Source organism: Microtetraspora malaysiensis, assembly GCF_050947145.1.
In the GTDB taxonomy this organism is placed as follows: domain Bacteria; phylum Actinomycetota; class Actinomycetes; order Streptosporangiales; family Streptosporangiaceae; genus Microtetraspora_A; species Microtetraspora_A malaysiensis.
On record NZ_CP191998.1, the window covers coordinates 922,874 to 935,852 of the forward strand.

General features: G+C 71.7%; 11 protein-coding genes. 6 read left to right on the forward strand and 5 right to left on the reverse strand.

What is annotated here, in order from left to right; genetic code table 11:
- Window positions 1-66: 66 nt before the first annotated feature.
- Window positions 67-1,065 carry a helix-turn-helix transcriptional regulator gene (locus tag ACQP1V_RS04595; protein ID WP_433419078.1) on the reverse strand — a complete coding sequence of 333 codons (999 nt, stop codon included), beginning with the start codon at window positions 1,063-1,065 and terminating at the stop codon, window positions 67-69.
- Between the two features lie 291 nt (window positions 1,066-1,356).
- Window positions 1,357-1,791: a protein-tyrosine phosphatase family protein gene (locus ACQP1V_RS04600; RefSeq protein ID WP_387412224.1), complete on the reverse strand. Its 435-nt coding sequence runs from the start codon at window positions 1,789-1,791 to the stop codon at window positions 1,357-1,359.
- 219 nt (window positions 1,792-2,010) lie between these two features.
- Here ACQP1V_RS04600 and ACQP1V_RS04605 point away from each other — a divergent pair, with 219 nt between their 5' ends.
- The 5 genes from ACQP1V_RS04605 (at window position 2,011) to ACQP1V_RS04625 (ending at window position 9,405) form a co-directional block, all read left to right on the forward strand.
- A complete protein-coding gene (locus tag ACQP1V_RS04605; RefSeq protein ID WP_433419082.1) occupies window positions 2,011-5,088 on the forward strand; it encodes a BTAD domain-containing putative transcriptional regulator in 3,078 nt (1,025 codons plus the stop codon).
- Between the two features lie 116 nt (window positions 5,089-5,204).
- Window positions 5,205-6,404, forward strand: coding sequence for an FAD-dependent monooxygenase (locus tag ACQP1V_RS04610; protein ID WP_433419084.1), 1,200 nt, complete (start codon window positions 5,205-5,207; stop codon window positions 6,402-6,404).
- Between the two features lie 165 nt (window positions 6,405-6,569).
- Complete coding sequence (locus ACQP1V_RS04615) at window positions 6,570-7,412, forward strand: M23 family metallopeptidase (protein ID WP_433419087.1); 843 nt, start codon at window positions 6,570-6,572, stop codon at window positions 7,410-7,412.
- Window positions 7,413-7,620: 208 nt separating this feature from the next.
- Window positions 7,621-7,986 (forward strand): YciI family protein, encoded by a 366-nt coding sequence (locus ACQP1V_RS04620; RefSeq protein ID WP_433419090.1) that lies wholly within the window; start codon window positions 7,621-7,623, stop codon window positions 7,984-7,986.
- 93 nt (window positions 7,987-8,079) lie between these two features.
- Window positions 8,080-9,405 (forward strand): RNA polymerase sigma factor, encoded by a 1,326-nt coding sequence (locus ACQP1V_RS04625; protein WP_433419093.1) that lies wholly within the window; start codon window positions 8,080-8,082, stop codon window positions 9,403-9,405.
- A 33-nt stretch (window positions 9,406-9,438) separates the two neighbouring features.
- On the opposite strand, the gene ACQP1V_RS04630 is transcribed toward ACQP1V_RS04625, so the two are convergent.
- Together ACQP1V_RS04630 and ACQP1V_RS04635 are read right to left on the reverse strand one after the other, a co-directional pair.
- Window positions 9,439-9,933, reverse strand: a complete 495-nt coding sequence (locus tag ACQP1V_RS04630) for an SRPBCC family protein (RefSeq protein WP_433221864.1) — start codon at window positions 9,931-9,933, stop codon at window positions 9,439-9,441.
- A 114-nt stretch (window positions 9,934-10,047) separates the two neighbouring features.
- Window positions 10,048-11,226, reverse strand: a complete 1,179-nt coding sequence (locus ACQP1V_RS04635; protein ID WP_433419095.1) for an FAD-dependent oxidoreductase — start codon at window positions 11,224-11,226, stop codon at window positions 10,048-10,050.
- Window positions 11,227-11,280: 54 nt separating this feature from the next.
- Here ACQP1V_RS04635 and ACQP1V_RS04640 point away from each other — a divergent pair, with 54 nt between their 5' ends.
- Window positions 11,281-11,850, forward strand: a complete 570-nt coding sequence (locus ACQP1V_RS04640) for a PadR family transcriptional regulator (protein WP_387412211.1) — start codon at window positions 11,281-11,283, stop codon at window positions 11,848-11,850.
- A 102-nt stretch (window positions 11,851-11,952) separates the two neighbouring features.
- Here ACQP1V_RS04640 and ACQP1V_RS04645 read toward each other — a convergent pair whose 3' ends face one another.
- A complete protein-coding gene (locus ACQP1V_RS04645) occupies window positions 11,953-12,897 on the reverse strand; it encodes a GNAT family N-acetyltransferase (protein WP_433419099.1) in 945 nt (314 codons plus the stop codon).
- Window positions 12,898-12,979: the final 82 nt, after the last annotated feature.

Here is a 12,979-nt window from a genome sequence, read left to right on the forward strand (position 1 = left end):
GACCGGCGGGAACGCCGACGACGTCGACTCGCCGACGCGTCCGCGTCCCGCGCCGTCATGGCGCGGTCAGCCCGGTTCGCCGGTCGCGGCGTCGGCGAAGCGGTGGGCGAGGTACGCGAAGGCGTCTTTGAGTTCGGCCGGCCCGACGACCTGGATGCCGGCGTCGAATCTGCCGATGGTGGCGGCCAGCGCGGGCCATGACCACGCGCCCATGACGAGGCGGCAGCGGTCGGGGCCGAGTTCTTCGACGACTCCGTCGCGGGTGTAGGCGGACACGACGTGGGCGGGGAGATCGAGGACCACCTCGCCACGGCAGGGCCAGTCCCCGGGGCGGTCGGAGCCGTGGAACCTGGCGGTGACGAAGGCGGCCACGTCTCCTCCGGGCAGTTCGCGCGGGGTGAAGCGGGGTCCCGTGGGAGTGCGCGGGGTGATCCGGTCGACGCGGAAGGTGCGCCAGTCGTCCCGGTCGAGATCCCAGGCGACGAGGTACCAGCGTCCGCCCCAGGTGATGAGGTGGTGCGGCTGCACCCGGCGGGGCGGGGGCCCGGCGGGATCGGCGTCGGCTTCCGCCGGGGATACGAGGGTGTAGTCGAAGCGCAGTACTTCGCGGGCGCGGACGGCGGCGCTGACGGCCACGAGAACCTGCGGGTCGGCCTGCGGGTTCGGCCGGGTCCCCGGGCGTTCGACGGCGGTGACCTGGAGGGAGTCGACGCGATGGCGCAGCCGTGCCGGCATGACCTGCCGAACGGTGCTCAGCCCGCGTGTCGCGGCTTCCTCGATTCCCGCGCCGGTGGCGGCGGCGGTCTGGAGGGCGACAGCGAGGGCGACGGCCTGGTCGTCGTCGAACAGCAGTGGCGGCAGCTCCGTGCCGGCGCCGAGCCGGTAGCCTCCGTCCGGGCCTTTGGTGGTCACGATCGGGTAGCCGAGCTCTCGCAAGCGGTCGACATCGCGGCGCACGGTGCGCGGGCTGACCTCCAGTCGCCCGGCCAGTTCCTGCCCCGGCCAGTCCCGGCGCGTCTGGAGCAGGGAGAGCAGCGCCAGCAGTCGCGCGGACGTCTTCGGCATAAGCCGCAATGTACCCGGAGAAGCGGACACATCCTGTCCACTTCTCGGAGGTGAAACCCTCTTGCCGCCAGGTCGGCGTTATGTGGGGAAATCCGCGCACCGGGGCCGATTAAACGGGCGGAAAGGGATATCGCGCGGCTCGTACCATTCCCGCATGGCTGAGATCAGATTGAGCCTCTCCGACGAGACGTATGCGCAGATTGAGCGGATAGCCGGTGACGACGGGCAGAGCGTCGATTCCACGATTACGGCCGTGATCGAGGAGTACGTGGCACGGCGGCGGCGCGAACGCTACGAGGCGCGGAAGCGGGTGACGAAGCGGCGTTGCCACGGAGTCTCCACGGCGCTCGGCGCGTAGTGCTCCCGCACGTAGGCGACCGCCTCGCCGCCCGGCACGCCGTCGAGTACGGCGAGGCACGCCAGCGCCGTGCCGGTGCGCCCCCTGCCGCCCAAGCAGGCGATCTCGACGCGCTCGGTCTCGGCCCGCTCCCATGCCTCACGCAGCGCCTTGGCGGTCTCCGTACGGTCGGATGGCAGCCAGAAGTCCGGCCAGCGCAGCCAGCGGGCCTCCCAGGTCACCTGAGGCGGCTCCTTGCCCAGCAAGTAGAGGGCGAAGTCGGGTGTCGGACCCTCCGGAAGCGGGCGGCTGAGTCCCCGGCCGCGAACAAGTCGCCCCGAGGGAAGCCGTAGTACACCTGCCGCCGCGGGGTCCCATGTAGCGCTCATGGACGGGAGCGTAGTCCGCCCGCTTCCGCACCGTCCTGACATATCGGCAGATGCGGGGACGTAGATCGGCAGCCGCCGACGCGGTCCTCCGGCGGCCCGCGGGAAAGGTGAAGGCGGTCGAGTAGCTGGGCCGCAGGGAGGAGGTGAGGGCGGCCGAGTAGCTGGGCCGGGGGAAAGCCGCTCGCCCGGAAACAAGTGGAATGCGGCAGAATCGGCGTCGTGCAGTTCGGCATCCTTGGGCCGCTACGGGTGCGGACGCCCGAGGGGGAACCCGTCTCCGTCGGCGGGGCGCGGCCGCGCGCGCTTCTGGCGATGCTGCTGCTCGACGCCGGGCGGCCGGTCGGGATCGACCGGCTGATCGACGGCCAGTACGGTGACGACCCGCCCGCGGGCGCGGCCAACGCGATCCAGGCGCACGTCTCCCGGCTCCGGCGCGCCCTGCCGCCCGGCCTGATCGAGTTCCACGGCGGCGGCTACCGGCTCGCCGTCGATCCCGAGGACGTGGACGCCCACCGCTTCGAGCGGCTCGCCCGCGAGGGACGTCGGCTGCTGGCCGCCGGTCACCACGAACACGCGGCGAGGTCGCTCCGGGACGCGCTGGCGCTGTGGCGGGGTCCCGTGCTGGCCGACGTCGGCGACGCCTCCTTCGCGCCACCGCGGACGGCCCGCCTTGAGGAGGCGCGGCTGGAGGCGCGGGAAGATCTCGTCGAGGCCGAGCTGGCCCTTCCCGAGGGCGCCTCGACGGCCGAGCTGCGGGAGCTTGTGGCCGCGTACCCGCTGCGTGAGCGGCTGCGCGGACAGCTCATGCGGGCGCTGCACGCGTCGGGCCAGCAGGCGGCGGCGCTCGCCGTGTACGAGGAGGCCAGGCGGCTGCTCGCCGACGAGCTCGGGGCCGACCCCTCGCCCGAACTGGCCGAGATCCACCTGGCGATCCTGCGGGGAGCCGAGCAGCGCCCGGAGCGGGTGGCGGGCCGCGGGCTGCCCGCGCAGCTCACCAGCTTCGTCGGCCGGGCGGCGGAGCTGGAGCGGCTCGGCGCGCTCCGGGACGCCCGGCTGATCACGCTGACCGGTCCCGGAGGCGCGGGCAAGACCAGGCTGGCGATCGAGACGGCCCGCCGCCGGGGCGGGGACGTCCGCTTCGTCGATCTGTCGCCGCTCGACGGCGGCGGCCAGGTCCCGCAGGCCGTCCTGGGCGCCCTCGGCCTGCGGGAGACGGGGCTGCGGTCGCCGGACGCCGGGCGCCTCGACGCCGCCGACCGGATCGCCGCCGCGCTCGCGGACCGTGAGCTCCTGATCGTCCTGGACAACTGCGAGCACGTGATCGCCGCAGCCGCCGTCCTGGTCCGCCGCCTGCTCGACGACTGCCCGGGGCTCGCCGTCCTGGCCACCAGCCGCGAGCCGCTCGGGCTCACCGGCGAGACGCTCGTTCCGTTGAGGCCGTTGGCCGTGGCTCCGCCGGAGGCGGACCTCGACCGGGCCGCGGCCTACCCCGCCGTACGGCTGTTCGCCGACCGGGCCGCCGCCGTACGGCCGGGCTTCACGATGACGCCCGAGGTCGTCGAGATCTGCGCGGCTCTGGAGGGGCTGCCGCTCGCCATCGAGCTGGCGGCGGCGCGGGTCCGCTCGTTCACGGTGGCGGAGATCGCCGCGCGGCTGGGCGAGCACGGTAGATTCGCGCTGCTGTCGCGCGGCGACCGCACCGCGTCCGAACGCCACCGGACGCTGCACGCGGTGGTGGAGTGGAGCTGGAGCCTGCTCAGCGCCGACGAGCGGGCGATGGCCCGGCGTTTCTCCGTGTTCTCGGGCGGCGCGTCGCTGGAGGCGGTGGAGCGGATCTGCGGGCCCGCCGAGGTGCTGGCCGACCTGGTGGACAAGTCCCTCGTCGAGGCGAGCGGCGGCCGCTATCGGATGCTCGAAACGATCCGGCTGTTCTGCGCGGAACGGCTGGCGGAGGCGGGGGAGGAGCGGCGGCTGCGCGACGCCCATGCCGCGTACTTCCTCGACCTGGCGCGGCGCGCCGACCCCTGGCTGCGGCGGGCCGCGCAGCTCGACTGGCTGGCCCGGCTCTCCGCCGAGCACAGCAACTTCGACGCCGCGTTGCGCCATGCCGTACCGGCGGATCCGGAGACGGCGCTGCGACTGATCGCCGCCCTGTCGGCGTACCGGTGGCTGAGCGGGCGGCGCGGGCAGGCGACGGCGTCCGCCCTCGACCTGCTGGTACGGCTCGGCGGTGCGGCGGCGAAACCACCGCCGGGCCTGGAGGAGGAGTACGTCCTCTGCGTGCTCGCCGCCGTGCCGGACGTGTTGCCCGAGCAGTGGTCGCGGGCCGCCGAGATCATGGGGTCGCTCGGGCACGAACTCCGATATCCGTTCGCGGCGGTCATGTGGGGGATGGTGGCCGGGCCGCCGGAGCCGGGGTCGGTCCGGACGCGGCAGTTCGGCTCCGACCCGTGGGGCCGGGCGGTCGTGCTGCTGGGACAGGGGACGATGAGCCTGCTCGGAGGCGAGGTGGCCGAGGCCGAACGGCTGCTCGCGGCGAGCCTGGTGGGCTTCCAGGCCGCCGGCGAGCGCTGGGGGATGGCGCAGGGGTTCGAGTGGCTGGGGACGATCACCAGTTGGAGAGGCGACCGGGCGCGAGCCCGGGAGATGTGGGCCGGCGCCCTCGATCTGCACGAGCAGCTCGGCGCGCTGGAGGAGATGGTGGACGTGCTCTGCCGGCGGGCGGGCACCGTGCTTCGCGCGGGTGACGCGGACGGAGCGGCCGCCGACCTGCGGCGCGCCGCCGAGCTGGCCCGCCGGGCGGGCCGCTCCCACCGGCCGGCGCTGGTCGCGCTGGGCTGGGGCGACCTGGCCCGGCTGCACGGCGATCACGCCGAGGCGCGCGCCCGCTACATGGAGGCGCTGGACGGCGTCATTCCCGGCACCTACGTGGGCGACACCACCCGGATATGCACGCTCACCGCGCTGGGATGGCTGGCCCAGGCCGAGGGCGACCTCGCCGAGGCGCGGCTCCGGCACGGCGAGGCGCTCGCTCTCGCGTCCGCGGTTCCGGCGACGGACCTCGCGGACGTCGTGGAGGGGCAGGCCGGACTCGCCCTGCTCGAGGGCGCGGCGGAGCGCGCCGCGTTCCTGCTCGGAGCCGGTACGGCGCTGCGCGGCACGGCCGTCACGGGCGACCCCGACGTGGCCGGGGTCGCGGCGCGGGCCACGGAGGCGATCGGCGCGGAGGCGTTCGCGGCGGTGTACGCGCGCGGGGCGGCGCTCGACCGCGCCGGGGTGTGGGCGGCTCTCGGCTGACCCGGCCCGCCGTACGCGCGGAGCGCTGACGGCGGCGGTCCACGGCTGTCAGCCGCGGTTCCGGGCTGTCAGCGGAGTGTCCATGGCCTGTCAGCGCTCCCGGCGACGCTGAACGCATGAACTCCACGAACCGCGTGGCCGGGACGAACGGCCTGACGAACACCCACATCCTGATCTCCGGCGCGAGCATCGCCGGTCCGGCGCTGGCCCACTGGCTCATCCGTTACGGCTTCACCGTGACCGTGGTCGAGAAGGCCCCCGCGCTGCGGCTCGGCGGCCAGGCCGTCGACTTCAAGGGCGAGACCCACCTGACCGTGCTGGAGCGGATGGGCATCCTGGAGGACGTACGGCGGCTGCAGACCGGCGGCACCGACCAGGACATCGTCGACGCGAACGGCCGCAGGCTGACGGTGATTCCCGGCGAGTTCACCGGCGGTGAGCTGGAGATCCGGCGCGGCGAGTTGTCCCGGCTGCTGTACGAAAGGACGGTCGCCGCCGGCTGCGAGTACGTCTTCGGCGACTCCATCACCTCGATCACCGAGACGTCGGGCGGGGTGCACGTGACGTTCGAGCGCGGCGCGCCGCGTACCTTCGACCTGGTCGTGGGCGCGGACGGCATCCACTCCAACGTCCGCCGCCTGGCGTTCGGCCCCGAGTCGGACTATGTGCACTTCCTCGGCTATTACTACGGCCTCGTCGACGTACAGGGGGATTTCGGGGCGAGGGCGACGATGTACAACGAGCCCGGCCGGCTGGTCTCCACCGGCGGTCCCGCGGCGGCCGCCTTCTTCGCCTTCGCCTCGCCGGGTCTGGACTACGACCGCTACGACGCCGGGGAGATGAAGCGGATCCTGCGGGACGCCTACGCCGGGATGGGGTGGCGGACGTCCGAGATCATGGAAGCGGTCCGGCACGCGGACGACGTCTACCTCGACTCGATCAGCCAGGTCCGGATCGACCACTACTCCAAGGGCCGCGTGGTGCTGCTCGGAGACTCCGCGTACGGCAACACGCTGGGCGGCTTCGGTACCGGGCTCGCCATGGTCGGCGCGTACGTGCTGGCCGGCGAGTTGGCCGAGGCGGGTGGAAATCACCAGGTCGCCTTCCGGCGCTACGAGGAGGGGTTCCGCGACTACGCGAAGATCGCCAAGAACGGCAACGCGGGCCGTTTTCTCGCACCGCGCACCCGGCGCGGGATCCGGATGCGGAACCGGATCTTCCGATCCGGCGTCCTGTTCTCGCTGATGATGAAGATGACCGACAAATACGCCACCGACATCACGCTCAAGGACTATCGCGCGCTTGTCCGCCGATGACCGCCGGTTCAGGCGGCTCGGAACGACGGAGGGCTGTGGAACGGCTGAATATTCGTCAAACGATCTAGACGGGTTGGCGGTGAAATGGCAGCCTTACCCGTTATGCGAATGAAGATCGTTACGATTGGCATTTGTGGTGCCATGGTGGCTTTGGGAAGTTCCGGGGTGGCAAGTGCGACGGCTCGCGCCGCCGGTCCCGGCTTCCAGCTGCCCTTCCCCTGCGGGGAGACCTGGGTGGGCAGCAGCGGCAGCTACGCGCACACCGGAAACGAGATCGATTTCAACGGCAGCGCGAACGACGGCGACGGCGACCTCGGACGGACCGTCGTGGCCGCGGCGGCCGGCACCGTCGTGATCTCGGCGTACCAGACCGGCAACGGCTACGGGAACCTGATCAAGATCCGGCACTCGGACGGCAGTACGACGCTCTACGCGCACCTGAACAAGCGCATGGTCGCGGCGGGGGCGACCGTGGCGCAGGGGCAGCAGATCGGCGAGGTGGGCAAGAGCTCGGCCAAGTACAAGGTCGCGGCCCACCTGCACTACGAGCAGCGTTCGTCCTCCGGGTCCATCGTTCCGGCCGTCTTCAACGGCGCCACCTTCAAGTACCCCGGTCAGAAGGTGACGTCCAACAACTGTGGCGGCGGCTCCGCCCCCTCCAAGCCGTCCAAGCCCGCCGGCAGCTCGAACCCGTACAGCGCGGAGCAGGTGTGCGGCGCGGGCTACAAGGCGATCGACTCGGCGTCGCTGGGCTCGTACGGCCGTGTCGTCCTGATGTACTCCGCGGCGACCGGAAAGAACTGCGTCGTCACCCTGCGCGCCAACGGCACGGGCAAGGCCAAGGTCAGCGCCTACCTGGAGGTCAAGGGCAAGAGCCGGCAGACCGACTCCGGGAGCTTCCAGTACTACGCCGGACCGGTGAGCGCCGCGGCTGCCCGCACCTGCGTGAAGTGGGGCGGCTCCATCGAGTCCGCCCGGTACGACAGCCCGTTCGGGCACTGCGGCTGACGCCGCCTCCCGGGCGCGCGGCCCCACGTGCGCCGCGCGCCCGGTTCGTGTGACGCCCTGACCTGGGAGAATGGCGCGACGGAAAAATCTTGAAAAAAGTGTGGCCGCCGTGTCGAATCGGCGTCCCTCCGTTCGATGCGTAGTCGAAGGAGCCGGAGAGATCCGGCGCACGGACACCTCACCGAGAAGGGACCCCGCGATGCGGTACATGATCACTCTCAAGGCCGTCACCAAGCCCACCACCCCGCCGCCCGCCGAGCTGATGGAGGCCATCGCCACTCTGGGGCAGGAAGCGACCGCGGCCGGCGTCCTCCTGGACACGAACGGGCTGGCGCCGAGCGCCGAGGGCGCGCGGGTCGAGCTCGTCGGAGGGAAGCTGAGTGTCACGGACGGCCCGTTCGCCGAGGCGAAGGAACTGATCAGCTACGCCCTGTACCAGGTCAGGTCGAAGGAAGAGGCGATCGAGTGGACCTCGCGCTTCCTGAAGCTCCACCACGACCTGTGGGACGGCTGGGAGGGCGAGGCCGACATCCGGCGCGTCTTCGGCCCGGAGGACTTCGCCCCCGGCGCCTGACGGCCGGCGCCGTTCGCCGCCCAGACGGGCCTTGTGACGACAGGTCATGAGAAGAGGCCGCCTGGGCGGCGAGCTGTGCTTGAATCGGTCGTCATGAAAGGTGGCGACCCCCGGCAGGCGATAGAGGCGGTCTGGCGGATCGAGTCCGCCCGGGTGATCGCGGGGCTGGCGCGGATGGTCGGCGACGTCGGGCTGGCCGAGGAGCTGGCGCAGGACGCCCTGGTCGCCGCGTTGGAGCGCTGGCCGGAGTCCGGCGTTCCAGACAATCCGGGCGGGTGGCTCATGTTGACCGCCAAGCACCGCGCCATCGACCTGATCCGCCGCAGGTCCCGGTACGACCAGAAGCTCGTGGAGATCGGCCGGGACATGGAGATCCGGCAGGAGGCGGCCGAGGCCGAGCTGGACGACGCGCTCGACGACCACATCGGCGACGACCTGCTGCGGCTGCTCTTCACGGCCTGCCATCCCGTGCTCTCGACCGAGGGGCGCCTCGCGCTCACCCTCCGGCTGCTCGGCGGCCTGACCACCGAGGAGATCGCCCGCGCCTTCCTCGTGCCCGAGCCGACCGTCGCGCAGCGGATCGTCCGCGCCAAGCGCACCCTCGCCGACCGGCGGGTGAAGATCGAGATGCCTGTGCCGGACGAGCTGGCCGAGCGGCTCTCGTCCGTCCTGGAGGTCGTCTATCTCATCTTCAACGAGGGCTACTCGCCGACCGCCGGCGCCGACTGGATGCGCACGTCGCTCTGCGAGGAGGCGCTGCGCCTCGGTCGCGTCCTGGCCGGGCTCATGCCCGACGAGGCCGAGGTGCACGGCCTCGTCGCCCTGATGGAGATCCAGGCGTCCCGCGCCGCCGCGCGGACCGGTCCGGACGGCGCGGCCGTCACCCTGCTCGACCAGGACCGGCGCCGGTGGGACCGGCTGCTCATCCGCCGGGGGCTGGAGGCGCTCGGCCGCGCCGAGGCGCTCGGCAGGCTCGGGCCGTACGGACTGCAGGCGGCGATCGCGGCCTGTCATGCCCGCGCGATGTCCGCCGAGGACACCGACTGGGAGCGGATGGCCGCGCTCTATCGGCTGCTGGCCCACGTCGCCCCCTCACCCGTCGTCGAGCTGAACCGCGCGGTCGCGGTGAGCATGGCGTACGGCCCGGAACGCGGCCTGGAGATCGCGGACCGGCTGGTGGCGGAACGGGCGCTGGCGAACTATCCGCAGCTGCCGGCCGTACGGGGTGATCTGCTGGAGAGGCTGGGCCGCCTCGACGAGGCGGGCGAGGAGTTCGAGCGCGCGGTCGCGCTGACCCGCAACGAGCGGGAGCGCGCGCTCTTCACCGCCCGCGTGGCCGCCCTCCGCGAGCGGGAAGCCCAGGAGGGCGCGAGCACGCAGGTGGCGGGCGGAGTGACCCGCCGTCCGAGCACCCCCTGAGGCCCCTCGCGGACCCGCCCCATGACGCGGGTCCTACGCCTTCTCGACGGCGGCCTTCAGTTCGGCCAGCCAGCGTTCGTGGTTGGCCCGGAGCTTGCGCTCGCTGTAGAAGAGCGGCAAGAGCGGGCCGGCGAGCGACTCCTCGACCGTGATCCTGGTCCGCCCGCCGTCCAGCGGCTCCAGGACGTGCCGGTCCACCGCCTTGTAGCCGAAGAACACGCCGGTCCAGGTCAGCTCTCGTTCCGGGGCCACGACGGCGAAGCGCGACCGGAGCGCGACGCCGTTGAGCTTCCACCGGAAGGGAGCACCGGGCCGGACGTCGGAGAGTTCGACGATCTCCAGATTCGAGGCCCAGCGCGGCCAGGTGGCGAGATCGGCCATCACCGCCCACACCCGCTCCACCGGGGCGTCCACGACGATGCTGGACGAGGAGACGAGCTGGGCGTTCGGGTCGACGCGGCCGTGGCGGGCGTACTCGTCGTGCAGGACCGTCAGCGCCGGGCCCGAGTAGAACAGCGTGCTCGCCATGGCGGGCTCCTCTTCAGATCAGTGCTTCGTTGCGAGAGCAATGCTCTCTCAATTGCCCGATCTCGTCAAGAGCAGTGCTCTCTATTTGATCCGCCGATCTCGATTTGGCCGTCGTCACCGGGACGGGGCGGGGACGCGGTCGTCCCAGGAGATCCGGTGGTCGTACATCCAGGCCAGTGCGTTCTTCTTGTCCACCTGCCGCATGATCGTCGGAAGGATGAGGTCGCGGGCCAGCGCGGCGAACGCTCCGGGCGCCTTGCCGTCCCCGTTGCGCTTGCCGTGGGCCACGATGCGCTCGACCCGCTCCCGCCGCAGCCCCTCGAAGGCGGCGAACGCGGCGGGGAGCTCGCGGACATCGCACAGGCACTTGGCCAGCACCACCGCGTCCTCGATCGCCATGGAGGCGCCCTGACCGGACGACGGCGAGGTCGCGTGCGCGGCGTCGCCGACGATCACCATGCGGTCGTTGAACCACTTCGGCACGGTCGGGAAGTCGTAGGTGTTCCAGCCGCTGATGATGTGCTCGGTGGCGTCGATGATGTCGAGCATCGGCCCGGCGTCGTCCGAGAACAGCGACTTCAGCCGGGCCCGCCACTGCGCCGGGGTGATCGCGGCGAGCTCCTCTCGGGTCGACTCCTCGCGGCTCGGCGGGTTGGCGAACCACCACACCTCTCCGTCGGGGTGGATCAGGTAGCCGAAGAAGCACTTCTTCCCGAAGACGAAGTAGTACGTTCCCGGCTCGCCCGGCACCGTGACGCCGCGCGCGAAGCCGCCCGTGTTCAGCAGCCCGACGTGCCGGGCGCGCGGCGCGTCGGGATCGATGATCGCGCGGGTGCGCGATCGCAGGCCGTCGGCGCCGATCAGCAGATCGCCCTCGGCGGTGCTCCCGTCGGAGAAGGCGGCGCGCACGCCGTCCCGGGTGATCTGCGCGTCGACGAGCCGCTTGCCGTAGTGGATGCGCACGTCGCGCCGTAAGGCCTCGTCGCGTAACGCCTGGTAGAGGTCGGCGCGCCTGACCGTGCGGCCGGGCTGCCGGACGGCGGCCAGCTCCTTGCCGCGGCCGTTGCTCATCCGCATCCGCGGTGAGTCCATGCCGAGGTCGCAGACGAGGTCGCGCAGGTCGAGGACACGGAGGGCCTCCAGCCCGTTGGTCGCGAGAGTGAGGAAGGCGCCGACGCCGTCGGAGCCGTGGTCGTACGCCTCGAAGACGTCGCTGTCGATGCCCGCCTGCCGCAGGGCCATGGCCGTGACCGGGCCCGCGATGCCGCCGCCGATGATGAGTGCTTTAGTCATAAGTTGAATATACATAATATGACTAGTCGATGCTAGGCCGATACGATGTCCGGCATGTCGACGAGGCGGTCTCCCCTGGCCATGGCGCTGCTCTCCCTGGTCTGTGAAGAGCCGATGCACGCCTACCGTATGCAGCAGATGATCAAGGATCGGCACAAGGACGACGTGGTCAACGTCGCGCAGCGCAACAGCGTCTACCAGACCATCGACCGGCTGCTCCGGGCCGAACTCATCGCGGTACGGGAGACCGCGCGTGAGGAGAACCGCCCGGAGCGCACGGTCTACGAACCCACGGACGCGGGACGGGAGACCCTGCGCGAGTGGATGCGGACCATGCTCTCCACTCCCGCCCGGGAGTTCCCCGAGTTCCCCGCAGCGCTCGCCTTCCTGCCCGTCCTCACGCCCGACGAGGTCGAGGCCGCGCTGCGGGAGCGTGTCACCGCCCTTGAGCGACGGCTCGCCGCGGCGGACGCCGAGATGGAGGAGGTCGGGAAGTTCCTGAAGCGGGTCTTCCTCGTGGAGACCGAATACCAGCGCTGCGTGCTCACGGCCGAGCTGGAGTACATACGCGGCCTCACCGACGATCTGCGCGCGGGCCGGATCGACTGGGATTTCCGCCTCTGATCCAGCCGGTCGGCGGCGCTGGACATGGCCGGGTTCGGCGGCCTGCGGACAGGTCGTCCGGGCCGGGACGGACGCGACGGTCCGCCCCGGCCCGGACGCGCGTCAGCTCCAGACCATGTTGATCTCACGCTCGAAGTTGACGTACCCGGCCCGCTCGAAGGCACGTGCCATCGGGACGTTCCCGAGGTCCGTGGACGCGCGGATCCGCGGGACATCGTGGGCGGCGAGGATCCGCGTGCCCTCGGCGAGCACATCATCGATGTAGCCGTTGCCCCGATACGCGGGCAGCACGCCGATGTAGGCGATGATCGCGTTGTAGTTGTTCCGCGCCGGGATGACGAAGCCCACGGGGTCGCCGTCGGGCGTGGTCGCCGTCTGCCACCACTCCCGCGGGCTCTTGTACCGCGCCATCTCGTCGTCGTACTGCGCGGCCGCCGCCTGGGCGGGGGTCATCTGCGCCAGGTCGGCGTGACTGTGCGCGTCGAGCGTGCCCTCCAGGACGAGGGTCATCAGCTCGACGAGGTCGTCCCGGCCGCGCACCGGCCGGAACCGGAGCCGCCCACTCGGTTCGGGGATCGGGGTCCCCGGTCGCCATTCGATGCGCAGCCGTTCGACGAGCAGCCGGGCGCCGGTCCGTTCGAGGGAAGTCATGCGACTCTCGACGACACGGCGGGCCATCTCGTCGTCGCGCCACGCGGGTGGGACGAACCGGGAGTACTCCGTCCGTGGGGTGCCCGGCGGTATGACCGCGGCCGTGGCGGTCTCCACCAGGCGGACCCCGAGGTCGAGGCGCTCGGATTCGGGCAGCGTGTCGTCGAGGTCGAAGATGTCGAGCATGAACGGCGGCTCACCCGCGCCCCGGGACCACCAGGCGAGCCTGGCGAGAAGGCGATCGCCCCGCAGGGCCATCCACATCCACTCCGGTCGGCGGCGGCCGGCGTCCAGGTCGTCGGCCAGCTCGTGGTCGAACTTGTACGACAGTCGGGTGAAGAGGTCGAGTTCTTCACGCCCGGTGATCGGGCGCATGGTCAGGTCGTTGTGAATCACGGCACGTTCCTTCGATGAGGTGTGCCAGGTCGCCCCTGGGTCAGCGCGCGGCCGTTTCCAGGGAGGGGACCGGCACGATGGT

Coding starts and splice junctions, on each gene's coding strand:
- ACQP1V_RS04595 (WP_433419078.1), bottom strand. CDS start 1,065: ATGCCGAAGACGTCCGCGCGACTGCTGGCGCTGCTCTCCCTGCTCCAG.
- ACQP1V_RS04600 (WP_387412224.1), bottom strand. CDS start 1,791: ATGAGCGCTACATGGGACCCCGCGGCGGCAGGTGTACTACGGCTTCCC.
- ACQP1V_RS04610 (WP_433419084.1), top strand. CDS start 5,205: ATGAACTCCACGAACCGCGTGGCCGGGACGAACGGCCTGACGAACACC.
- ACQP1V_RS04620 (WP_433419090.1), top strand. CDS start 7,621: ATGATCACTCTCAAGGCCGTCACCAAGCCCACCACCCCGCCGCCCGCC.
- ACQP1V_RS04625 (WP_433419093.1), top strand. CDS start 8,080: ATGAAAGGTGGCGACCCCCGGCAGGCGATAGAGGCGGTCTGGCGGATC.
- ACQP1V_RS04630 (WP_433221864.1), bottom strand. CDS start 9,933: ATGGCGAGCACGCTGTTCTACTCGGGCCCGGCGCTGACGGTCCTGCAC.
- ACQP1V_RS04635 (WP_433419095.1), bottom strand. CDS start 11,226: ATGACTAAAGCACTCATCATCGGCGGCGGCATCGCGGGCCCGGTCACG.
- ACQP1V_RS04640 (WP_387412211.1), top strand. CDS start 11,281: ATGTCGACGAGGCGGTCTCCCCTGGCCATGGCGCTGCTCTCCCTGGTC.